Here is a 24,749-nt window from a genome sequence, read left to right as displayed (position 1 = left end):
ATGATAGATTTGTTTTTATTGTTTTTCTGTGTCTGTGGTTTTTTGTATAAGTTCTTGCTTTTGTTGTTCTATAAAGTGTGTTATATGACCTTTATGCCATAACCACCCACCTGTTATACCAATACCTAATACTAAAGCTATCCAAAATACAATAGCAAATTTATTACGACGTTTTCTCATTGGGTCACGTAAATTACGTTTTGCATTTTTCGGTAATTCTGCTTTACTAGTGAGTAATCCACCTAATAATAAGTTTATTTTCACTTGCCCATTAATTGCCCAACCGGATGCTTCAAGAAGTGGTCCAAGTGTACGGTGTCTTAATTTTAACCAAGCTAAAATCACAGAAGGCCCCGATATAATGACAAATAATCCAATAATAACCAAAGGAAGTTGCCACCAGCTTAATGAAAATAGTGCTTGGAAAATGGTCGCTAAAGCAGTACCAATTGCACCAAGTGCTAAGCCAATTGCGGCAAATATACCCACGCTTTTACCAATATCAAATTTGGTATCTGGATTTTGTAAGACTTGCGTACCGGTTTTTTCGATATCGGCATCTTTGCTGGTTGCCCATTTATTAATTTGTTCAGTAATTAGGCGACCAATACGTTGATAAGGAGCCCAAACAGCTTGTTGGATACTGATTGGTTTTGTAATAATCTTAACTACATTAGCATCCCAATCATTACCTTCATTGTCAATAAATACACCGTTACGACCTTCGATAAGTAAATCACCTTGCCCTGCAGTAATAGCCGCTGCAATCACCTTTTTTTCACCTTGTCTGGTACATTCACAGTAAAGTAAACACAGTTCCGAGTAGTTAGACATAGTAATGTGTTTGGCAATATTATCTACCGAAACACATAGCGTTGCACAGCGACCATCAATATAGAGTTTTCCAAGTTGAAATGCCGCTCTTTTTTCAAGTGAAAAGAAATCAGAAAAAGAGGTAAAATTGACGAGTAGTCGATACAAATGTTTGTGAAATAGAACGAGTTTTTCTAAAACTAATACATCTGAGGCTGAAATTGGTGTCTTATTGTCTTGATCAACCATTTCTTGAAATTGAGCCAATAAATCACTATTTGCCATGTTTTTAATCGTTTTGTTTGATAAATCTTCAATGCTATCGGTTGGTTGAACTGAAACTTTGGTTTGAACCATACTAGGTTTTGAATTAATCAGCGAGGCGTAAGGATCCAGACTGGTTTGAATATTTTGCCATTCTTCTTCTGTTAGTACATTAGAATTGGCTAATAACGGCGAAACGAGTGTTTTAAATTGTGTAATTTTTGCTTTCCATAATGGATTGAGCCCATTGACCAAATCGAGAGAGTTATGGGTATCGATTTTTGATAACGGTAATTCGGCTAGCGCTTCGTCTGATAATAACCCATTTTCTGTTGGGACAATATACTTCTCATCAACGTTCAATGCTGTTTGTGCTTGTGGTGCATATTGTGCAAGTTCCACACGTAAAAAATAGTCATCTATTTTGGGTTTTAGCGTTTGAACAAGGTTCCATATTTCAGCACTATTTTCGCCAAATGGTGTTTGTGTATTACTTATATCCTTTTGCCATTGTTGCCATATTTGTAAGTTTTGAACAAATGTTTTGGCAATATCTATGTTAATTCCATTTTCTCCACTCATATCTTTTTCAGCCCCAACAATTTTTATTGCTGATTTGATAAAAGTTTGCATTTCTGGTGATAGCTCGGCGGATGCAGGAAAAATTAAATCACCATTGTAAAGTTTGCCTGCATTAATTTTAATAGATTGTTGTACATCATCTTGAGTTAAATAATCACAATCACTTTTGTTTAAATTGACAAGAATGCTGCGAGCGGTGATGAATAATTTTTTACCTTGTTCTGTTTCTGTATTAATTTGTGACAAAGGTAAAATATCTGATGAATGTAAGATCGTTTCAAAAGAGTGAATTTTACCTCTTGTCCAAGCGATAGCATCTAATATATCGGGAATGCGAATGCGACCGTCTTGATCTTCATCCAAAAGTGCCAATGTTCGTTTGTCAAAATCTAGCCCTGTCGTCGGGCAACTGAGTGCGACCCATAATTTAGGGTCAAGATTGGGTAGATTAATAATATCGTCGGCGTTTTTAAAAACAACTTGATCTAATCCACCTACACGCTGAAATGTCCACATATGACTCATGATAACCTCCATACTGAAATTTATTTTATTTCCTTTATGTAAATAAATATAACAGTATTAGTCGTTTAATGAAAGAGAACAGTGATTTTAAGCTTGTGAAATTTTAAAAAATTTTGAAGAATTGAGTTTAGTTGCTGACCACAACTTTATGATAGAATAACGCCATATTACTTAATATCCAAATAAAAAATAACTATGTCATTAATCAATCTTACAAATGCTTATCTTTCCTTTAGTGATGCGCCATTACTCGACCATATTGATATGTCGATTGAAGCTAATGAGCGTGTCTGTCTTGTTGGGCGTAATGGTGCAGGTAAATCAACGTTACTTAAAGTATTAAATAAAGAAGTACCGTTAGATGAAGGTCAAATTATTTATGAGAATAATGTTGTTGTGTCACGTTTACAACAAGATCCCCCAAGAGATATTCAAGGAAATGTGTTCGATTTCGTTGCAGAAGGTTTAAAAGAACAAGCTCAATTATTGAGGGATTATTATGATTTATCTCATCGTATTGAACAAGATCCCAGTGAAAGTAATCTGTCTAAATTAGCTAAATTACAAGAGCAATTAGATCAGCAAAATGGTTGGCAACTTGATAATCGTATTCGTAATGTTATCTCTTCACTTTCCTTGGATGGTGATGCGCTACTGTCATCCTTATCAGGAGGTTGGTTGCGTAAAGCCGCATTGGCTAAAGCATTAGTGTGTCAGCCAACAGTATTGTTACTGGATGAGCCAACTAACCATTTAGATATCGAAACGATAAAATGGTTAGAGGAATTTTTAAAAAGTTTTAATGGTAGCATTGTGTTTATTTCACATGATCGTTCTTTTATTCGGCAAATGGCAACGCGTATTATTGATCTCGATAGAGGTAAAGTGGCTTCATGGGGTGGTGATTATGATAGTTATCTTGTTGGAAAAGAGGAAGCACTACGTGTCGAAGAGTTGCAAAATGCAGAATTTGATAAAAAATTAGCTCAAGAAGAAGTGTGGATACGTCAAGGTATCAAAGCTCGCCGTACACGTAACGAAGGTAGAGTACGCGCTTTAAAGGCGATGAGACAAGAACATTCACAGCGTCGCCAAGTCATGGGTAGTGCAAAAATGCAAATTGAAGAAGCGTTGCGTTCGGGCAAAATTGTTTTTGAATTGGATAATGTGAGCTATCAAGTCGCAGATAAATTACTGGTTAAAGATTTTACGGTACAAGTATTACGTGGCGATAAAATTGCGCTGATTGGTCCTAATGGTATAGGTAAAACAACACTTTTAAAGCTGATGTTAGGTAACTTACAGCCGACATCGGGTAGCGTCCATTGTGGTACCAAATTGGAAGTCGCTTATTTTGATCAGTATCGACTTGAGTTGGATCCTGAAAAGACTGTGATGGATAATTTGGCTGAAGGTAAGCAAGAGGTGATGGTTAATGGTCGATCTCGTCACGTGCTTGGCTATTTGCAGGACTTTTTGTTTCCACCAAAACGCGCCAGAACTCCTGTTCGTGCATTATCTGGCGGTGAGCGAAATCGTTTATTGTTAGCTAAACTATTTTTAAAACCAAGTAATTTATTAGTTCTCGATGAACCCACCAATGATCTGGATATTGAAACTTTAGAGTTGTTAGAAGAACTAGTTAATGATTATCAAGGCACTGTTTTATTGGTTAGCCATGACCGACAATTTGTTGATAATGTGGTTACCCAATGTTGGTTTTTTGAAGAACAAGGTCATATCGGTATTTATGCGGGCGGTTATACTGATGCTTTACAGCAACAGCAGCAAGCAAAACCCGTGTCGGTGAATAAAAATACTGCACCGGTTAAATCCGATGAAAAAGCGGTAACAGCAGAAACCAAAATGCCTGAAGCGAAAAAGAAAGTAAAGTTAAGTTATCATGAACAACGTGAATTAGCACAATTACCAAGCCAAATAGAGCAATTGGAATTAGCAATAGCTGATTTACAAGCGCAAATAGGGCACAGTGACTTTTTTAATCAACCCCACGAGGTGACAAGCCCGATTTTAACTGATTTGGCCAATAAAGAAGCTGAACTAGAAGCAGTTTTTGCACGTTGGGAAGCGCTTGAGTCGTTAAGTCAACAATAATAGCGTTAAGAGCTTGCTTGGCAAGCTCTTGTTAGCATTTACCATGTTCTTTTTGTTAATATTAAAAAGAGTGCTAATGCAAGAATAACAAATATTGCACCAATAAACCCGATATACTCGGTTGATAGTCGAACTAACACTTGGCTACCCACAAACGCACCTGCTCCAATGCCGATATTATAAATACCTGAATAAACGGAGGTTGCAATATCAGCTGCATCTGGAGCAACATCGATGACTTTACTTTGCATAACCATGCCGATAATGGTGATCGCAAGTCCCCATAACATTCCTTGTATAATTGCAGTGATTAAATTGAATGAGCAAACATAAAGCGAAAGTAAACAAATCATTAATAATAACAACGGAATGATTAGAATTGCTGTTGGATGTCTATCAGAATATTTAGCAAAGACAACACTGCCGATCATACCTGAAAAACCAATAGCTAATAGAATGCTAACCACCACTTTTTCGTTAAAACCACCGACATTTATCATAAAAGGGGTGATATAGGTATAAGCACAAAAATGACCAGTAATAATAATTGCTGTTAACAGATAGATATTAAGTAATACTGGTCGTTTAAGCACTTTCGGAATATCACGGATAGATAAGGTGTCTGTGCTTGGCACAGGCGGTAATAAATAGAGTAATGAAACCATGACACAAAAAGCAATAAAACCGATACATAAAAAAGTAATCCGCCAACCAACAACTTGTCCAATTATCGTGCCAATTGGAATACCTAAAATTGTTGCCATTGAAACACCGACAACAATAAAACCCATTGCTTTAGCTTTTTTGCCATTGGGTGCAAGTCGAACAGCTAAAGGCGTAGTAATAGCCCAAAATACAGCGTGTGCACAAGCGATTCCAATTCTGGCTACCATTAAACTATAAAAGTCCCAAGCAAAACCCGCTAAGATATGGCTACCAATGAATAAACAGAATAAGAAAACAAGAAGTTTTCGGCGATCCATTTTTGAAGTTAATACCGTTAAGGGTAACGATAATAATGAAACAGACCAAGCATAGATAGTTAATAATAATCCTGCATGCGCTTCATCCATTGAAAAACTTTTAGCGATGTTGGGTAATAATCCTACCGGAACAAATTCGGTGGTATTAAAAATAAATGCTGCAAATGCCAAACATAAAATTGACGACCAAATTCGAGACCGTTTATTAGCATTGTTTATCATGTTGTTTTTCGAAGAAGGGATAAATAGATTGAGTGTCATTATAACATGAATAATGTTCGTTATTAAACAGTCAGTAAAGATAATGGTGTCATCTTCGATGACAACTAATCGGCATTCTTTATCGATTTTGTACCTTCATTCGTAACAGGTATATAATACTCATACCTTTCCACTAACAGTGATGATAATCATGAATCAACTTTTTATTACGATATGTCTATTAATTTTTAGTAATATGTTTATGACGTTTGCTTGGTATGGCCATTTACGTTTTTTGCATAATCAAGTCTGGATTGTTGCCGTTTTTATTAGTTGGGGGATTGCGCTGTTTGAGTATTTATTGCAAGTTCCTGCTAATCGTATAGGCTTTCAAGTTGCCACCGCTGGTCAATTAAAAATTATTCAAGAAGTCATTAGTTTGTCTGTCTTTATACCCTTCTCAATTTATATCTTAAAAGAACCTTTTAAAACTGATTATATTTGGGCTGGTTGCTGTTTGCTTGGTGCAGTATTTTTTATGTTTCGAGATAAAATTTTTGCATCATAAACAGTTATGATACCTCTATTTTAAATATCATTACGGCTTGAAGAGTGATTCGATCTTTTATATCACTATTGATAAAAAGTGACAGTATGAAAATGTGATAGTTGTCACATAATGTAAATGATGTAATTTATTAATCCAATAATTCAATTTAAGATTGATTAATATCAAATAAATCAATGTGATTAGACAATAAGATTTAGAAAACTTTATTGTATGGACATTGTAACAAGGCAATTTAATCGTTTTAAATACCAACGATATAGGAATATCAATATCGAGAAAGAAAAGGGGGCCGTCTATGCAAAAAATGTTAGTTAAAAGTATTATGCTGTATTCTTTATTATGTGCTCAAGCATTCGCCGTAGAAATAAAAGATGTAACAACACATCCTAATGACTATTATCTTACTGAAAATCAAGCTCCTGATAGTTTACAATTGTTACCACCACCTCCTTCATTTACCAGTGTTGAATTTTTAAGAGATAAAGCCATGTATGATTGGGGTAAATCGATGCGTCATACCGAACGAGGAAGACAAGCTTATATTGATGCTGACTCTAGCAAGGAAAATGTCACTCAGCAATTTTCAACGTCGTTTGGTTTTGATATATCTGCTATCAAAACACCCGAAATTTATAAATTGATTACGACAATGAAAGAAGATGCTGGTGATCTGGCTACTCGTTCGGCGAAAAATTATTACAATCGTATCCGACCATTTTCGTTTTTCAATGAGCCCACTTGCCGACCAGAAGACGAAAAAACGCTGTCTACTAATGGATCTTATCCCTCAGGACATACAACAATTGGTTTTGCTATATCGCTGGTGTTAGCTGAAATCAACCCACAACGTCAAAATGAAATTTTAAAACGAGGTCTTGAAGTGGGTGAAAGTCGTGTTATTTGTGGATACCATTGGCAAAGTGATATTGATGCGGCTAGAGTGATGGCGGCGAGTGTGGTGGCACAACTGCATGCTAATGCCCAGTTTAATCAACAACTAACAAAAGCCAAAATGGAGTTTAACCGCTTAAAAACCAACCAACAAAATAAAAAATAATAAGAATTATCGAAAAATATGATTCGATTGTAAATCCAATGTTTATCAATTTAAGGCTGATATTGGCTGTTTCGTTAAACAACCAATATCCAGCTTAACAATCATAACGCTTTAAATGAGATATCCGGTAAAATCGCTTCACCTTGCCAATATAATTCACTGGCAAGTTGCCCGGCAATTCGACAATAATTTTCAGTAAATTCACTGTCTGGATGACTAATAACTGTTGGCGTTCCGGTATCAAGGTCTTGTCGCAACATTTTATGCAGCGGTATTTGCCCAAGTAATTGAGTTTGATATTTTTCGGCAAGTTGTGCCGCACCACCTTCACCAAAAATTGCCTCGTGGTGCCCACAATTTTCACAGATATGGTAGCTCATGTTTTCGATAATACCTAGCGTCGGGATATTAACCTTATTAAACATTGTGATGCCTTTTTTAGCGTCAATTAAGGCAATGTCTTGAGGCGTGGTAACAATCACCGCGGCAGTAACAGGAATACTTTGCGCGAGTGTTAATTGAATATCTCCTGTCCCTGGTGGCATATCAATCACTAAATAATCAAGTTCAGGCCAAAGCGTGTCTTGCAAAATTTGCAATAATGCTTTGCTTGCCATTGGTCCTCGCCATACCATTGCTCCATCCGAATCGACTAAATAGCCAATCGAGTTACTGGCTAATTCATAGGCCATAATTGGTGTCATATGTTTATTGTCGGGAGTAAGTGGCTGTTGTTTTTCGGTTCCTAACATGGTAGGTATAGACGGGCCATAAATATCGGCGTCTAAAATACCAACTTTAGCGCCTTGTTTTTGCAGTGCAAGCGCAAGGTTAATCGCGGTTGATGATTTACCGACTCCTCCTTTACCAGAGCTAATGGCGATGATGTTTTTAATGTTTTTTATCGCTTGTTGATGATTTGCTCGTTTTAGGGTGGCAATATTGAAATCAATTTGCCAATTCACTTGTTTTAGACCGTCAAGTTCGAGTAATTGAGGTGTAATGGTTTTTTTCAGCTCTTCAAAAGTGATTTGCCATGCAAAGGGCATCGTTAAATGAATATGCAAAGTTTGATTTTCCATTTCACACTTTTTAACTGCACCTAATTCGATTAAATTTTTTCGCAAAGTAGGATGAGCAAAATTTTCAAGAATCTTTTTGGGTTCCATGGTGATTAGCCTTCATTTTTATCTACGGTTTTATCTGCTTTAATGCTGATTTGTATAATTATCATGCTTATTTAAGTAAAATATTGAGAACAGCCAAATTATTTTATGCTTTCCAAAATATCGTGAATCATTAGTTTGCTGATTTTTCTGAATCTGGAAAGAATTTTTATTAAATTATGGCATAAATCTAGCGATAATCCCATGTTTGATGTACTATTCCCGACATTATGTAATAAAAGGTATTAAATTGACATGACAACAAAACGCAAAATATTAGTGACTTGTGCACTTCCTTATGCAAATGGTTCAATTCACTTAGGACATATGCTAGAACATATTCAGGCTGATGTATGGGTACGCTATCAACGAATGCGTGGCAATGAGATTTACTTTATTTGTGCAGATGATGCGCATGGTACGCCAATCATGCTTAAAGCCCAACAACTAGGGATGACGCCTGAACAGATGATTGCAGAAGTTAAAACTGAGCATCAACGTGATTTTGCTGGATTTAACATCAGTTATGACAATTACCATTCAACGCATAGTCCAGAAAATCGTGAGATATCTGAACAGATTTATAAAAAGCTAAAAGCCAATGGTTATATCAAAACAAAAGTAATATCACAATTATTTGACCCAGAAAAACAGATGTTTTTACCTGATCGGTTTGTGAAAGGCACGTGTCCACGTTGTAAAGCCCCAGATCAATATGGTGATAACTGTGAAGTTTGTGGTGCAACTTATAATCCAATTGATCTCATTAATCCTCAATCGGTTATTTCTGGCGCAACCCCAATAATGAAAGACTCAGAGCATTTCTTTTTTGATTTGCCCGCTTTTTCAGAAATGTTACAGGCATGGATCCGATCGGGCACATTGCAAGATCAAGTTGCGAATAAAATGCAAGAGTGGTTTGAAGCAGGATTACAACCTTGGGATATTAGTCGTGATGCTCCTTATTTTGGTTTTGAAATTCCGGATGCACCCGGTAAATATTTTTATGTTTGGTTAGATGCGCCAATAGGTTATATGGGATCTTTCCTTAACTACTGTAATAAAAATAATAAAGCGATATTTGATGAGTTTTGGAATAAAAACTCAACGACTGAACTTTATCATTTTATCGGTAAAGATATTGTCTACTTCCATAGTCTATTTTGGCCAGCAATGTTAGACGGTAGTGAACATCGTAAACCTTCCAATATTTTTGTTCATGGCTATGTCACGGTTGATGGTGCAAAAATGTCAAAATCACGTGGAACTTTCATTCAGGCAAGTACTTACTTAAAACATTTAGATCCAGACTGCTTGCGTTACTATTATGCAGCGAAATTGTCGCCACATATTGATGATATCGATTTAAATTTGGAAGATTTTGTCCAACGTGTTAATAGTGATTTAGTCAATAAAGTTGTTAATATTGCTTCCCGTTCGGCAGGCTTTATCAGCAAACGTTTTGACGGTAAATTGTCTGATAATCTTTCTGAGCCAGAACTTTATGCTTTGTTCATTGAAAAATCAAAAGTAATTGCTGATTATTTTGAACAACGTGAATCCGGTAAAGCAATACGTGAAATTATGGCACTGGCTGACGAAGCAAATCGTTATATAGATGAAAAAGCGCCGTGGGTTGTAGCAAAACAAGAAGGGCAAGATCAAGCATTACAAGATATTTGTTCAATGGGGATTCATCTATTCCGTATTTTAATGACCTATTTAAAACCTATTGTGCCAGCATTAGCAGAACGCACTGAAGCATTTTTAAATAGCCAATTAACGTGGGATTCGATTAATCAACCTTTGACCAGACACAATATTAACAAATTTAAAGCCCTATTTAACCGTATAGATATGGATAAAATTACTGCTATGATTGATGAAACAAAACAACAAGCTGCATTAGCGACGCCAGCTAAAGAAAAAGTTGCTGAACCGATTGCTGACACGATCAATTTTGATGATTTTGCAAAAGTGGATATGCGTGTTGCATTAATTAAAAATGCAAGTGTTGTTGAAGGATCAGACAAATTATTGCAACTTACACTTGATATAGGAGACGAAACTCGTAATGTCTTTTCAGGCATTAAAGAGTTTTATCCTGATCCTCAAGTTTTAGTGGGCAGATTAACGATTATGATCGCTAACTTAGCGCCTCGTAAAATGCGTTTTGGTATCTCTGAAGGCATGGTACTTTGTGCAAGTGGTAAAGATGATAGTGAAGGCGTTTACTTATTGTCACCTGATAGTGGAGCAAAACCAGGTATGCGAATTTCGTAATTAATTGTTTTCTTTTTTTACATCTTAACAAGTTAAAACGCTTGTTAAGATGTTTAATTTTTTTAACGTGTTTTGTTGTAAAAGTTTTAAGACTTTTGATTTTCAGCCGCATTGCCAGAATAAGGTAAAATACTATCTTTTAATGTAAATGAAAAATCTTTTGTGCTGATTTCTCCGATGATGTTGTCGCTATCATATAGCGCCATTAAAAAACCAGCCATTTGCTCTGCTGTGTGATATTGGCTGAAACTTTTATTATAGTCATATTCATTGACATTATTCGCTTTTTGACCGAATTCAGTTTGGGTTGCCGCAGGGGCTAAGACTTTAGCCGTTAATTTCGCTTTTGCTTGTCTTAATTCTTGCGCTAAACCTTCAGTAAAAGCATTAACATAGAATTTAGTCGCACAATAAGTGACAGCATTGGGTACAATTGTGTATCCACCTCGTGAAGAGATATTAATTATTTGTGTACCAGATTGATGGTGATATTTATGCACATACAGCGTTGATAGAATTGTTAAGGCTTCGATATTTAAATGTAGCATAGATTGTATTTTATCTAAATCTTGATCTTTAACACTTCCGTAATGCCCAAAACCTGCATTATTTATCCATGTTTCAATATAATAGCTATCTAATTGTTTGAAGAGTGAAAAAACATTATTGGCTTGCGACAAATCACAAATTTTAATGATGACTTCCAAATTTGGATTTAATTCGGCAATTTTTTGTTTCAATGTTTCTAGTTGTGATTCTCTTCTTGCTATCAATATAAGGTTTTTATTTCGTTTAGCAAATTCAATTGCAGTGGCATAACCAATGCCTGAACTTGCGCCGGTAATTGCAGTGTATTTTTTAACATGATTGTTCATTTTTTTTCCTTTTAATTTCTTAATAAAGTAATTGTTATGTCGGTTTTTCCATAGACTATGGAGTAATTTTCTGTTTATTGGATTTCTATGCTTTAACTAATTGATTTTGAATAAAACACAGTTTATGTTGGTTAAGTTCACGCCAATCACCAACTTCAGGATATAAAGCTAGTTTTGATAGAACCAAATACCCTTTGCGCAAATTATTAAAATATAAAGGTGTTTACTTTTTACGTCATTATTTAGGATAACAAGCGATCTTCAATTTGTTGTATTATTCAGTTTTGAATCTATAACGTTATCTTCAATAGAAGTTTAATTGACAATACCTGTTTATCTCGTAGTAAATTTTCTGTTTTCACACCCAAGATGATTTTGTTTTATTATCTTTATAAAATAAGGGATAATAAATATTATAAAAATTGATTTATTAACAACTGGGAGTTGATAATTTGGATCTATTAAAGTGTATGGAAGCATTTGTATTGACGGTGAAAACAGGATCGTTTGTGTCTACGTCAGTATCATTGAATACTTCACCGCAGATGGTGACTAAATACATTGCTTTTTTAGAAAAACACTTAGGATTAAAATTACTTAATCGAACAACACGCTCGCAACATCTTACCGTGTTTGGCAAACAGTATTATCAACGGTGTTTGTTAATTCTTGCAGAAATAAAAGAGACGAAGATATTAGCCCAACAATTTATTGAAGAGCCAAAAGGTCGATTAAGGATTAGTGCACCTGTCAGTTATGGACACTATAATTTAATTCCGGTCATTAGCCGTTTTATGAAACGCTATCCTAAATTAAACATTGATATTCAACTAAGTGATCGCTATGTTGATATAGTAAAAGAGGATTATGATATTGTGTTTCGTATCGGTCAATTAAATGATTCTGGTCTGATCGGACGCAAACTTAAACCTTTTCAACTTATATTTGCCGCTTCGCCGAGTTATTTGATGCAAAATGGTGTACCAGCTGTTCCTGACGATTTAAAAAATCATCAGTGTCTAATTTATCAATATGTGAATCGAAATAAAAATGATTATGTTTGGCCATTTACGATGAATGGCAAAGCCGTCAATCTTTCTATTTCTGGTTCATTACAATCAAATGATACTTCAGCATTAGCGATTGCCGCTATTGAAGGTTTGGGGATAACGATGTTACCCGAACCGATGCTTAATGAGGCGATAAAACAAGATAAATTATTACCGATATTACAAAATTATTTACCTCCCGCTCGGGAAGTCCATATGCTTTATACTGCTGACAGGCAACCGCTAGCTATAATGAAAATGTTTATTGAATTCGTGGTTGATACGATGTCATGAAAATCATCAAATGATGTTATGATCAGACTTGATTTAAGATAACTGCTATAAGGCAATAAAAAAAGGCGATAAAATCGCCTAAAGTCAAACAGTTATACTTAAAGATTATTGTATTGTTGCTAAGGTACTGACTTCATTGCCAAGCATATTATTTAGATAGACTAAATCGTCTGCGGTTAATGTACCAACAGCATATTTAAGTTGTAGTAAATTTATTAGATAGTTATATTTCGCATCTGATAAATTTCGTTTAGAGCTATAAAGTTGAGTAGTTGCATTCAATACATCAACAATAGTTCGAGTTCCTACTTGATAACCTGAATTCGTCGCTTCTAATGAGCTTTCAGCTGAAACAACCGCTTGTTGATAAGCTTTAATCGCACTAATTGACGAAGAAATATTGTTATAAGAAGAACGGACTTGATTGATTACACTGCGATTAGTACTTTCAAGCTTTTCACTCGAACTAACGTAGTTGTGTTGAGCTTGCTCAACTTTAGATTGCGTAGCGCCACCTGAGAAGATAGGTAAATTTAAACTTAATCCAACATAATTATTACCCGAATAAGATTTTCCTCTATGGCCCCCATTAGTTGCAAAATTATCCCCATATCTATCGGTTTTATTTAGATTTGTTGATGCATCTAAACTTGCTGTCGGTAGGTGTCCTGCTTGTGATAATTTGATTTGATCACGAGCTATTTCTTGGTTTAATTTCATTGTTAATAAATTAAGATTAGACACTTCAGATTGTTTTAACAACGAATTAATTGAAATTGGCGCTTCGGTTTTAAACATTTTGGTATTAATGGTTGCTAAATTTGAATAGAATCGACCACTGACCTGACGTAAGTTTTCGATAGCGTTATTCAAATCGTTCAATGCATTAACTTGTTGAGCAAGCGTAAGGTCATAATTTGCTTGCGCATTTTGCACATCGGTAATTGCTACCAAACCAACTTGATGTTGTTGTTTGGTTTGTTGTAATTGACGACCAATTGCTTTTTTCTGTGCATCGATAAAGTTTAATGCCTCAAGTGCTTTAAGTACATTAAAATACGCAACTGAGGTATTTAATATAAGCGTTTGTCCTTGATATTGATAAGCTATATCAGCAATACTAGCTTGCTTTTTAGTGATATCTAAAGCTTTCCAATTAGAATAATTAAAAATACTTTGTGATAAGCTTACTTGATAAAGGTTCCCACTTTTGGATTTTACACCACTGGTATCACGACGCCCATGAGTTACACCATAAGAAGCACTTAAACCAATTTGTGGTAATAAGCTTGCTCGTGATCCAGAAATTGCTGAATATGCCTTTTCTTTTTCAGCTAATGAACTGCTTAAATCAGGATTCGTTTCCTTAGCTTGTTCATAAACCTGAACCAAATTTTCGGCAAATACAGAGTGGCTTAGCGCTAAGCCGATTAGAAAGGTTAAAGTTTTTTTCATCAATTTTCTCTTTAAAACATTCAAATATAATAGTATTTTTAATTTGCATAATTTTAACAGATAAATAGGATATAGTAAGCATAGTTTGTTAACTATTCGCACTTTTTATTAAAATTAAGACTAAAATTGAGAGTTTCTATGAAAATTAATAATGATCCTGTTGTGTTTAACAAGAAAGATGTGTTTAATTTGACTAAACGCGTTTTGTATAAAGGCTTTTTTTCTTTAATTGAATACCGTTTTCAATACCGTAAATTTGACGGCACCAAAAGCGATGTCGTAACGCGAGAAATTATGGAGCGGGGACATGCTGTCGTGTTATTAGCTTACGATGTTAAACTTGATAACGTAGTCATGATAGAACAGATTCGTATTGCTGCTATCGAAACTCAGGATAGTCCGTGGTTATTAGAACTTATTGCTGGCATGATGGATCATGAAAATGAATCTTATGAAGAGGTTGCAAGGCGAGAAGCGATGGAAGAGGCAGGTATAACAATTGGACGTTGTAAACCGATTGTAAGTTATTTGGCATCACCGGGGGGATTAACGGAAAAACTTCATATATTAGTTGGTGAAGTAGATTCCTCAACTGCTATGGGAATTCATGGATTGGCAGAAGAAAACGAAGATATCAAAGTGCATGTAATTAGCCGCAAGCAAGCTTATCAGTGGGTTCAAGAAGGCGTGATTAATAATGCGGCATCAATTATTGCGCTTCAATGGTTACAGCTCAACTATAAATCATTAAAAGATGAATGGATATAATCAATGGCAATGATCACATTTAAGTTTTTCTTTCATAAAAATGTGATCCATTTTACACTTTATAAATCTACTTGAATTTATAATAAAAAATATTTAGTCTAGCCAGCTTTACTATCCTTATTTTGGGGATTTGATTATCTCTAATCGTGTATTTTGATAAAATGTTGAGGTCAATTTTGGGGTCATTTTTAACGCTTCCAATCATAAATAGAAATTACAGTAATATTTTACATATTACCGATACACATCTTTTTGCTAATGACCAGAGTAAATTATTAGGTATTGATTCAAATGCTAGTTTTCGAACAGTGATAAGAGAAATAGAAAATAGAAAAAGCCCGTTTGACTTAATAGTGGCAACAGGTGATTTTGTTCAAGATGGATCAAAACAAGCTTATCGTCTTTTTGCCGAGCAAATACAGAAATTTAATTTACCTTGTGTTTGGTTAGCAGGCAACCATGACAATTATCATGATATGCATGAAATTTTTGCTGACTATCAACTCGCTGAAAATAAAATTGTTCTTCTAGGGGATAAATGGCTTTTAGTGTTGCTTAATAGTCAGGTTGTGGATCAAGCCTATGGTTTTTTACCCCAGTCAGAACTTGAATTTTTGCAATGCACATTAACAAGTCATGATGATCGTTATGCTTTTGTGTTTTTGCATCATCATGCTATTGAGTCAGGTTGTCACTGGTTAGATCAACACATATTAAAAAACAAACATGAACTAGAAGAAATTATTAAGCATCAACCCAATATAAAAGGCGTAGCTTGGGGACATATTCATCAAAGTCTGGAATATATTTGGCACGGCTGCAAAGCGTTTTCTACACCTTCCACTTGCGTACAATTTATGCCAAAATCTTATGATTTTAAATTATCCTATGAAGCACCAGGATGGCGAGAAATCAAGCTTTCAATAGATGGAACAATTCAATCCAAGGTTCATCGTATTGCTGACAATTGTTTTCAACCAGATATGTCACAAAATGGCTATTGAATTAGATCCGATTATAACATTAGTTTTAAAAAATTAATTTTTTATAGCAACGGTGCAAAAAAATAAAAAAGTCGTTCAATAACACGTTGCCAAATTGGGCGTTTTTTCCATTCATCGATATTTACGATATCTGAGTTAGATAAGTATTTATGTAAAAGCTGAGATAATGATTTAGCAAATTCAGCATCATCAATAACTGTAGTGATTTCAAAATTGAGCCATAAACTACGCATGTCTAAATTTACGGTACCCACTAAACTAAGTTGATTATCAATTAACACACTTTTGGTATGTAATAAATTATCATTAAATTGATAAAGTTTGACACCACCTTCTAGTAATTCAGAGAAAAATGCTCGACTAGCCCATTTGACCATAAGTGAATCATTTTTTTTCGGAACGATAATAATCACTTCAACACCTCGCTGAGCAGCTGTCACAACAGCGTGTAATATATCATCGCTAGGCACTAAATAAGGGGTAGTAAAAATAATTTGTTCTTGCGCTGAGTATATTGCGGTTAACAGCACTTGATGAATCATATTTTCAGTATAACCCGGCCCTGAAGCAATTAATTGCATTATGTGTTTTTTCTCTTCGGGCGGTTCGGCAAACTCAGTAATTTGCGGTAATGCTAAGTATTTCCCCGTTTCAAGCTCCCAATCACTTGCATAAATTGCACCCATTAACGTTGTCACGGGCCCATTCATTCTTACCATGATATCTACCCATTCGCCAATGTGTTTATTTTGTTTAAAATAGCGAGGATCCACGATATTCATACTGCCAGTATAAGAAATATAATTATCAATAATGGCAACTTTGCGATGTTGACGTAGGTCAAGACGTCGGAACATAAAACGTAACAGATTTACTTTTAACGCTTCGATAATTGTAATGCCTGCGTCACGCATTCTTTTACTTGCTTTGGTTCTGATAAAATGGCGACTACCTGCGGAATCAACCATTAAACGACAGGTTACGCCTCGTTTGGTTGCGGCAATCAATGCATTCTCAACATCATCCGCTCTACCGCCTTCGTTCCAGATATAAAAAACCATTTCAATATTGGATGTTGCATGATTGATATCATCGATTAAACGATCGAATATCTCATCTGTTTCGCTAAGTAACTCTATATGGTTACCATTAATACCATCGAGGCCGGTTTGGTGCTTACAAAGTTGAAAAATCGGTTTACTGACTTGACTAACATTACGGGTAAAAATATCAGGAAAATCTTCAAGTCGATTAATAAATTTAGCAATTGTAGGACGCATTTGTTGCGCACGTTTTACACGTTGTTGACCTAAATGGGCTTCCCCTATGGCAAAGTAGAGTATGATTCCAACAATTGGTAAAATATAGATTATTAACATCCATGCAATAACGTAGGTTGTCGGTCTGCGTTTGAAAACAATACGCAATGAGGTTGCTACAATAAGCAACCAATAAGTTAGAAAGATCAACGAACTAATTAGAGTATGGAATGAGTATAATTGCATATTGCTCAACTATTGTTAAGATTTAATTTGCTAATCGGGTCTTTGTCGCAATCGAAGTTTTGAAATATTTCTGGTAAAGGTTTTGGATTATTATGCTTATCGACAGACACATAGGTAAATACCGCATCAGTAATACAAAAACGCTGTGTTGTATCATCAGTATCAATTAATTTTTTGATCCAAACTTCAATAGCAATTGTCATTGAGGTTCTTCCTGTTTTTATACAACGAGCATAGCAGCAAACTACATCACCAACCATAGCGGGTTTATGAAAAGTAATGCTACTGGCATTAACAGTTACGACTCTGTTTTTAGCAATCTCTTTTGATAAAATACCACCTGCAAGATCCATTTGAGACATGATCCAACCACCAAATATGTGTCCATGTGGGTTGGTGTCTGAAGGCATAGCAAGCGTTCTGAGTACTAGTTGTCCCTTGGGATTGTCAGTTGTTTGTTTCATCACTAAAATTACTCCTACCTATGCTATTTATTTACTTTCTAAATCTTTATTAAGATTTTTATAGATATAAATACCAGAAATTAAGGATAATAACAATGATGCAATGGGTAAAATAAAAACCTTAAATTTCCAAAAAAAGTTATCAGACATATAATAAGTTGCAATCAAACTGAACGTTCCACAAAGTATAAAAAAGACTATCCATATTAAATTCAGTTTATTCCAAATAATGTCATCTAATTGTAACTCTTTGCCTAACATTTTTTGAATTAAGTTTTTCTTAAATATAGATTGACTGATTAATAGAACAGATGCAAATAAAAAATTAATAATTGTTACTTTCCATTTTATGAATATCGCTTCTTTTGTGGCGAGCGTAATACCACCAAAAATCATCACCATCAAAAAGGAAATTAATTCTACTTTATCAATTTTTTTGTATAAAATCATTCCAATAACAAGTGATACACATGATGCAATCATTAATGCTTGAACACCAACAAAAATATCATACATTGTCAAAAAGACAAAAAAGACAACAAGTGGGACAAAGTTTAAAAGCTGTTTCATTTTAATTATTAACCTAACAGAAGAATTACGATAATTTGAAAAGTAAAAAAAGCCTATAAAATAGGCTTATTTTTTGGTATGAAGTTCTGGGTGTTTTTTGCAATTACCGGAATCACAATGACCATAAAGATACAAACTATGGAAAGTTAATTTTACGCCATATTGTTCTGCAATTTCTTTTTGTCTGGTATTAATAATTTCATCACGAAATTCAAATACTTCACCACAATCTAAACAAATTAGATGATCATGATGTTGTTGTGTTGCAAGTTCAAATACGGCTTTACCACCCTCAAAATTGTGTCGGGTTACGATACCTGCGTCATCAAATTGGTTTAAAACTCGATAAACTGTTGCAAGTCCAATTTCTTCTCCCATATCAAGAAGTTTTTTATAGAGATCTTCTACAGTAATATGTTGGCATGAAGGATCACGTAGTAACTCTAAAATTTTTAAACGAGGTAATGTAACTTTTAAACCAGCACTTTTCAGCGCTGCATTATTATCTCTATCATGATTTGTCATATTACATCCCAATATAGTTGATATAAATTAATGATTATAAAATATGATGAACGAAAAATACATTAAATCATTAAAATAGATTAAATATTCATTTCTGTTTTTACTTGTTCAACCCAAGTAGAAATGCGTTCTTCTGTTAATTCTGGTTGACGATCTTCGTCAATTGCCAAACCAACAAAATGTGTATCATCAACTAAACCTTTAGATGCTTCAAAGTTATAACCTTCAGTTGGCCAATGCCCAACAATTTTGGCGCCTTTCGGTTCGATAATATCGCGTATTGTTCCCATTGCACTGCAGAAGAATTCTGAATAGTCTTCTTGATCTCCGCAGCCAAAAATAGCGACAGTTTTTCCGTTAAAATCGATTTGCTCTAAATTAGGAAAGAAGTCTTCCCAATCTGCTTGTGGATCACCATAATACCAAGTTGGAATACCGAAAATAAGGTAAGCATATTGTTCGATATGCTCTTTGGTGGCTTCTCGAATATCTAAAAGATCGGCTTTATCGTTACCCAAAATGAGTTGGATTTGTTTGGCAACATTTTCTGTATTGCCTGTATCACTTCCAAAAAAAATACCAACTTGTTTCATTTTTTTACCTTTACAATTATTACGATATTAATTTAGCTAATGAGTATATCATTGTCACTTATTATCAGCAATAATTCTCAATTACAATACCTATAAGATATTATTTACTACACAATTGATTAATCTTGGATTAGAATTGAGGCTATTTTAAATATTAACTTAAGTTGTGGAATTTGTTTATGAACTTGCATGAATATCAATCCAAATATCTTTTCAAGCAATGCAACTTACCCGTACCAGAAGGGTTTGTATGTAACTCAATGGATGAAGTACAAGATACTTTAGCTGAATTAGCATCTAAGTCTGATTCAGGTGCTTGGGTTGCTAAATGTCAAGTTCATGCAGGGGGCAGAGGAAAGGCTGGTGGTGTAATTTGTACTAATGATCTTAATCAAATTAAACTTTTTGCTGAAAAATGGCTAGGTCAGCATCTTGTCACTTATCAAACCACATCAGAAGGTCAACTTGTTAATCAAATCTTAATTGAAAAAGCTTCCAATATACAGAAAGAACTTTATTTAGGGGCAGTAATAGATCGTAGTATTCAACGTGTGGTCATCATGGCTTCAACTGAAGGCGGCGTTGATATTGAAAGTATCGCTGAAAAATCACCACATTTAATACATAAAATTGCACTTGATCCTTTAACTGGTCCTTGTGCTTTTCAAGGTAGAGAACTTGCCTTTAAATTAGGGTTAACGGGTAAACTTATTAACCAATTTGCCAAACTATTTGTTAATTTTGCGCAGTTTTTCTTAAAAAATGATGTGTCATTAGCAGAAGTCAATCCTTTGGTAATTACCGATGCCAGTGAATTCGTTTGCTTAGATGCTAAAGTTGTTTTAGATGATAACGCAATGTTTAGACATCCTGACTTAACTATTTTAAGAGATACCACACAAGAAGATAAACGTGAATCTATTGCCGCCAAACAAGGGATTAGTTATGTTTCGTTAGATGGCAATATCGGTTGTATGGTTAATGGGGCAGGTTTGGCAATGGCAACCATGGATATGATCAAACTTTATGGTGGAAAACCGGCCAATTTTCTCGATGTAGGTGGCGGTACAACCAAAGAGCGAGTCGCTGAAGCGTTCAAATTGATTTTATCAGATAAAAATGTCAAAGCGATATTGGTCAATATTTTTGGTGGTATTGTTCGATGTGATCTAATTGCCGATGGTATTATCAGCGCTATTAAAGAAATTGGGCTAACTGTTCCTGTTGTTGTTCGTCTTGAAGGTAATAATGCTCTGCTTGCCAGAGAAATTTTAATTGAAAGCCAATTAAATGTTATTACAGCCGAAAGTTTGACTGATGCTGCACAAAAAATTGTTGCGGTCGCATAATAATAGGAAGAGTGGGGAACAATAATTATGTCAATTTTAATCAATAACGCAACGAAAGTCATTTGTCAGGGATTTACGGGTAGCCAAGGTACCTTTCATTCACAACAAGCGATTGAATATGGAACTCAATTGGTTGGTGGGGTTACACCCGGTAAAGGGGGAACAACTCATCTCGGATTGCCGGTTTTTAATACTGTCAAAGAAGCTGTTGAAGCGACGGGGGCAACGGCAAGTGTGATTTATGTTCCTGCGGCATTTGGTAAAGATTCGATACTCGAAGCAATAGAAGCAGGTATTAAATTAATTGTTTGTATCACTGAAGGTATTCCTACTTTGGATATGCTTATTGTCAAAGAAAAGCTAAAACAGAGTGATACAATTATGATTGGTCCTAATTGTCCGGGTATTATTGTGCCTGATGAATGTAAAATTGGCATTATGCCTGCGCATATTCATCTAGCTGGTGATATCGGTATTGTGTCTCGATCAGGGACTTTGACTTATGAAGCAGTCAAACAAACTACTGATATTGGACTAGGTCAATCTGTTTGTATTGGTATTGGTGGTGATCCCATTCCAGGCAGTGATTTTATTTCTATTTTAGCATTACTTGAGCAAGATCCGAAGACTAAAGCAATTGTGATGATTGGCGAAATTGGTGGTAGTGCGGAAGAAGAAGCTGCTGAATACATTAAAAAACATGTTAGCAAACCAGTTATAGCCTATATTGCCGGTATGTCGGCACCAGCCGGCAAACGCATGGGGCATGCAGGAGCAATTATCTCGGGTAATAAAGGCACTGCTGAAGAAAAGGTAAAAGCTTTAACTGCTGCTGGTGTAGTTGTAGTTAGTAGTCTTGCTGAAATTGGTAATGCGGTAAAAAAAGCAGTTTAAACAGTGTTTTTTTTGACATTAATCAATTTTTATTCTTTAAATATTGATGTACAATATTGCGATATATCTTTATACACTTTGTGGGCATATTAAAGGAACAGGGAGCAATTATGTTAGATATAGTAGAACTATCGCGTCTCCAGTTTGCACTCACGGCAATGTATCATTTTATTTTTGTACCATTAACGCTAGGTTTAGCGTTTATGCTAGCAATTATGGAAACGGTATATGTTGTTAGTGGTAAGCAAGTCTGGAAAGATATGACTAAATTCTGGGGAAAACTGTTTGCTATTAACTTCGCTGTTGGTGTAGCAACAGGTTTAACAATGGAATTTCAGTTTGGTACTAACTGGTCTTATTATTCGCATTACGTCGGCGATATTTTTGGGGCACCATTGGCAATAGAAGGGTTAATGGCCTTTTTTCTAGAATCAACAATGGTAGGGTTATTCTTTTTTGGTTGGGATAGATTAAGTCGCGGTAAACATCTTCTTGTGACATGGTGCGTTGCATTCGGGTCGAATTTTTCTGCACTATGGATTCTCGTTGCTAACGGTTGGATGCAGTTCCCAATCGGTTCAGATTTCAATCCAATCAACTCTCGCATGGAAATGGCAAGTTTTTATGATCTGATCACCAACTCTGTTGCACAATACAAATTTGTGCACACTGTCGCAGCGGGTTATCTAACAGGTGCGATTTTTGTCTTAAGTATCAGTTCTTATTACTTACTTAAAAAACGTGATAGCGAATTTGCTAAACGCTCTTTTGCCGTGGCAGCTATGTTTGGTTTCATTGTATCTATTGTTGTCGCGATTATGGGGGATGAAGCCGGTCACGAAATGACAACCGTTCAGCCAGCTAAACTTGCTGCTATCGAAGCCGAATGGGAAACTCAACCCGCCCCTGCATCATTTAATGTTATTGCTTTTCCTTCTCAAAAAGATAAAGAAAATTTATTTGCGATTGAAATACCTTATGCAATGGGCATTATGACAACACGTTCATTGGATAAGCAAGTAACAGGGTTAAAAGACATTTTAGCCACTAACGAAATGCGAATTCGTAACGGTATTTTAGCTTATACAAATCTTGAAAAAATCCAACAAGGAAATCAAGATCCCGAGGTGCTTAAATTGTTTGAAAATAACAAAGCTGATTTAGGTTATGGTTATTTAGTCAAACGTTTTACTGATCGAGATAATTTAACGATTCCGGAAGCGACGGAAGCGCACATTAAAGCTGCCACAGAAGATTCTATTCCTACTGTTTGGCCACTATTCTGGTCATTTAGAATCATGGTTGGTCTTGGTGTATTAATGATCTTAGGAACTGGTCTTGCATTATGGACTACTTATAAAAATAAAATTGGTGAAAAACGTTGGCTTCACCGTTTATTATTAGTGTTCTTACCTTTTCCATGGATAGCATGTGAATGTGGTTGGTTTGTTGCTGAATACGGTCGACAACCATGGGCAATACAAGATATTTTACCAACAGGTGTGGCTAATTCGTCGTTAACTCCAGGTGAAGTATTATTTACTATGATACTAATTTGTGGACTTTATACTCTGTTCTTAGTTGCTGAAATGTTCTTAATGTTTAAATTTGCACGTCTTGGACCAAGTTCTTTGGGGACAGGCAAATATCATTACGAAAAAACGCAACCAACTACAGAATAGGACAAAGGGAGTAAACACAATGATTGATTACGAAATTCTACGAGCTATTTGGTGGTTGCTAATTAGTGTTATCTTGATTGGTTTTGTTATCACTGATGGTTTTGATATGGGGGTTGGTATTTTACTCCCTTTCATAGGTAAAACAGATACTGAACGCCGAATTATGATAAATGCTATTGCGCCTCATTGGGATGGTAATCAGGTTTGGCTAATTACGGCTGGAGCTGGGATTTTTGCTGCATGGCCATTTGCTTATGCTGTGTCGTTTTCGGGCTTTTACATCGCAATGATTTTGGTTCTATGTGCATTATTTTTTAGACCAATAGGCTTTGATTATCGCAGTAAACTTGAAAATTCAAAATGGCGTGGTTTATGGGATATTGCAATCTTTATTGGTAGCTTTGTTCCTGCTCTTGTTTTTGGGGTGGCTTTTGGTAATTTATTAGAAGGCGTTCCATTTAGATTTGATAATTCTTATCGTGTCTTCTATGATGGAAACTTCTTTGGTTTGCTTAATCCGTTTGCTTTATTAACCGGTGTGGTGAGTTTGATGTTGTTTGTTGCTCATGGCGGCACTTGGTTGCAAATGAAGACCTCTGGTGAATTATATTTAAGAGCCCGAAAAGCAACTCAAATATCTTGCTTAATTTTAGTCATTACATTTATTTTAGCGGGTATTTGGGTCATGTTTGGTATGCATGGTTATGAAGTGGTCAGCACGATAGATCATAGTGTCACGTCACAGCCATTAAATAAAGTGGTATCCACCGAATCAACATGGCTTAGAAATTATATGAATTATCCAATTTTATGGATTGTTCCTGTACTCGGTGTTGTTTTACCTTTACTCAACATTGTTTGTTCTGGGTTAAATAAAAATGCTTTATCATTTATTTTATCGACGTTAACTATTGCGTGTGTGTTATTAACTTATGGCATAGCAACGTTCCCATTCATTATACCATCAAGCATTATGCCTAATGCGAGTTTAACAATGTGGGATTCAACATCAAGCCAGTTAACACTTAATATTATGTTCTTTGTAGTAGTGATATTTTTACCCATTATCCTTTTCTATACTACTTGGTCATATATTAAAATGTTCGGACGACTTGATAAAAATCATATCGAAAATAACAAACATTCACTTTATTAAGGTATA

The 24,749-nt window shown here is 35.2% G+C and carries 21 protein-coding genes; 11 read left to right on the top strand and 10 right to left on the bottom strand.

From position 1 onward, the window contains the following. Window positions 1–15: 15 nt before the first annotated feature. The gene (locus J3U36_RS01255; RefSeq protein WP_267380811.1) at window positions 16–2,184 is read right to left on the bottom strand and encodes a hypothetical protein; all 2,169 of its coding nucleotides are present in this window, start codon (window positions 2,182–2,184) and stop codon (window positions 16–18) included. A gap of 195 nt (window positions 2,185–2,379) precedes the next feature. On the opposite strand from J3U36_RS01255, the gene J3U36_RS01250 reads away from it, so the two are divergent. Further along, the gene (locus J3U36_RS01250; protein WP_267380810.1) at window positions 2,380–4,299 is read left to right on the top strand and encodes an ABC transporter ATP-binding protein; all 1,920 of its coding nucleotides are present in this window, start codon (window positions 2,380–2,382) and stop codon (window positions 4,297–4,299) included. A 38-nt stretch (window positions 4,300–4,337) separates the two neighbouring features. Here J3U36_RS01250 and J3U36_RS01245 read toward each other — a convergent pair whose 3' ends face one another. After that, window positions 4,338–5,504: a sugar transporter gene (locus tag J3U36_RS01245; RefSeq protein WP_267349746.1), complete on the bottom strand. Its 1,167-nt coding sequence runs from the start codon at window positions 5,502–5,504 to the stop codon at window positions 4,338–4,340. Between the two features lie 190 nt (window positions 5,505–5,694). Here J3U36_RS01245 and J3U36_RS01240 point away from each other — a divergent pair, with 190 nt between their 5' ends. Then, window positions 5,695–6,051: a DMT family protein gene (locus tag J3U36_RS01240; RefSeq protein ID WP_267359414.1), complete on the top strand. Its 357-nt coding sequence runs from the start codon at window positions 5,695–5,697 to the stop codon at window positions 6,049–6,051. 298 nt (window positions 6,052–6,349) lie between these two features. Then, window positions 6,350–7,111, top strand: coding sequence for an acid phosphatase (locus J3U36_RS01235; protein ID WP_267380809.1), 762 nt, complete (start codon window positions 6,350–6,352; stop codon window positions 7,109–7,111). Window positions 7,112–7,212: 101 nt separating this feature from the next. Here the strand turns inward: J3U36_RS01235 and apbC are convergent, their stop codons facing one another. Beyond that, the gene (apbC, locus tag J3U36_RS01230; RefSeq protein WP_267380808.1) at window positions 7,213–8,280 is read right to left on the bottom strand and encodes an iron-sulfur cluster carrier protein ApbC; all 1,068 of its coding nucleotides are present in this window, start codon (window positions 8,278–8,280) and stop codon (window positions 7,213–7,215) included. 252 nt (window positions 8,281–8,532) lie between these two features. Here apbC and metG point away from each other — a divergent pair, with 252 nt between their 5' ends. Beyond that, entirely contained in the window at window positions 8,533–10,560 is a 2,028-nt protein-coding gene (gene metG, locus J3U36_RS01225) for a methionine--tRNA ligase (RefSeq protein ID WP_267380807.1), read from the top strand. A gap of 86 nt (window positions 10,561–10,646) precedes the next feature. Here metG and J3U36_RS01220 read toward each other — a convergent pair whose 3' ends face one another. Further along, window positions 10,647–11,435: an SDR family NAD(P)-dependent oxidoreductase gene (locus J3U36_RS01220; protein ID WP_267349737.1), complete on the bottom strand. Its 789-nt coding sequence runs from the start codon at window positions 11,433–11,435 to the stop codon at window positions 10,647–10,649. A gap of 470 nt (window positions 11,436–11,905) precedes the next feature. Here J3U36_RS01220 and J3U36_RS01215 point away from each other — a divergent pair, with 470 nt between their 5' ends. Then, window positions 11,906–12,778: a LysR family transcriptional regulator gene (locus tag J3U36_RS01215; RefSeq protein WP_267349735.1), complete on the top strand. Its 873-nt coding sequence runs from the start codon at window positions 11,906–11,908 to the stop codon at window positions 12,776–12,778. Window positions 12,779–12,883: 105 nt separating this feature from the next. Here J3U36_RS01215 and tolC read toward each other — a convergent pair whose 3' ends face one another. Next, window positions 12,884–14,233 (bottom strand): outer membrane channel protein TolC, encoded by a 1,350-nt coding sequence (gene tolC / locus J3U36_RS01210; protein ID WP_267349733.1) that lies wholly within the window; start codon window positions 14,231–14,233, stop codon window positions 12,884–12,886. A gap of 138 nt (window positions 14,234–14,371) precedes the next feature. Between tolC and nudF the strand changes: the two genes are divergently transcribed. After that, window positions 14,372–15,001: an ADP-ribose diphosphatase gene (gene nudF, locus J3U36_RS01205; RefSeq protein WP_267380806.1), complete on the top strand. Its 630-nt coding sequence runs from the start codon at window positions 14,372–14,374 to the stop codon at window positions 14,999–15,001. 161 nt (window positions 15,002–15,162) lie between these two features. After that, window positions 15,163–16,005 (top strand): 3',5'-cyclic-AMP phosphodiesterase, encoded by an 843-nt coding sequence (cpdA, locus tag J3U36_RS01200; RefSeq protein ID WP_267385828.1) that lies wholly within the window; start codon window positions 15,163–15,165, stop codon window positions 16,003–16,005. Between the two features lie 41 nt (window positions 16,006–16,046). Here the strand turns inward: cpdA and cls are convergent, their stop codons facing one another. The 5 genes from cls to fldA form a co-directional block, all read right to left on the bottom strand. Beyond that, window positions 16,047–17,510 carry a cardiolipin synthase gene (cls, locus tag J3U36_RS01195; RefSeq protein ID WP_065558777.1) on the bottom strand — a complete coding sequence of 488 codons (1,464 nt, stop codon included), beginning with the start codon at window positions 17,508–17,510 and terminating at the stop codon, window positions 16,047–16,049. Between the two features lie 5 nt (window positions 17,511–17,515). Next, entirely contained in the window at window positions 17,516–17,974 is a 459-nt protein-coding gene (gene yciA / locus J3U36_RS01190) for an acyl-CoA thioester hydrolase YciA (RefSeq protein ID WP_267359429.1), read from the bottom strand. A 27-nt stretch (window positions 17,975–18,001) separates the two neighbouring features. After that, complete coding sequence (locus J3U36_RS01185) at window positions 18,002–18,544, bottom strand: septation protein A (protein WP_267380804.1); 543 nt, start codon at window positions 18,542–18,544, stop codon at window positions 18,002–18,004. Between the two features lie 66 nt (window positions 18,545–18,610). Continuing rightward, a complete protein-coding gene (fur, locus tag J3U36_RS01180; protein WP_065558774.1) occupies window positions 18,611–19,069 on the bottom strand; it encodes a ferric iron uptake transcriptional regulator in 459 nt (152 codons plus the stop codon). A gap of 80 nt (window positions 19,070–19,149) precedes the next feature. After that, window positions 19,150–19,662, bottom strand: a complete 513-nt coding sequence (fldA, locus tag J3U36_RS01175; RefSeq protein ID WP_267349728.1) for a flavodoxin FldA — start codon at window positions 19,660–19,662, stop codon at window positions 19,150–19,152. Between the two features lie 179 nt (window positions 19,663–19,841). On the opposite strand from fldA, the gene sucC reads away from it, so the two are divergent. The 4 genes from sucC (at window position 19,842) to cydB (ending at window position 24,743) form a co-directional block, all read left to right on the top strand. Beyond that, on the top strand, window positions 19,842–21,011 hold the full coding sequence (gene sucC, locus J3U36_RS01170; protein ID WP_267380801.1) for an ADP-forming succinate--CoA ligase subunit beta: 1,170 nt from the start codon (window positions 19,842–19,844) through the stop codon (window positions 21,009–21,011). Window positions 21,012–21,038: 27 nt separating this feature from the next. Continuing rightward, the gene (gene sucD / locus J3U36_RS01165; protein ID WP_267349726.1) at window positions 21,039–21,905 is read left to right on the top strand and encodes a succinate--CoA ligase subunit alpha; all 867 of its coding nucleotides are present in this window, start codon (window positions 21,039–21,041) and stop codon (window positions 21,903–21,905) included. Window positions 21,906–22,015: 110 nt separating this feature from the next. Further along, window positions 22,016–23,587, top strand: coding sequence for a cytochrome ubiquinol oxidase subunit I (locus J3U36_RS01160; protein WP_267380800.1), 1,572 nt, complete (start codon window positions 22,016–22,018; stop codon window positions 23,585–23,587). A gap of 19 nt (window positions 23,588–23,606) precedes the next feature. Next, complete coding sequence (gene cydB / locus J3U36_RS01155) at window positions 23,607–24,743, top strand: cytochrome d ubiquinol oxidase subunit II (RefSeq protein WP_267349724.1); 1,137 nt, start codon at window positions 23,607–23,609, stop codon at window positions 24,741–24,743. Window positions 24,744–24,749: the final 6 nt, after the last annotated feature.

The sequence above is a fragment of the Gilliamella sp. B3817 genome, from assembly GCF_026536705.1.
Taxonomy (GTDB): domain Bacteria; phylum Pseudomonadota; class Gammaproteobacteria; order Enterobacterales; family Orbaceae; genus Gilliamella; species Gilliamella apicola_I.
The sequence above is the reverse complement of the archived record's forward strand: the minus strand, read 5'-3'. Positions and strand labels throughout refer to the sequence as shown.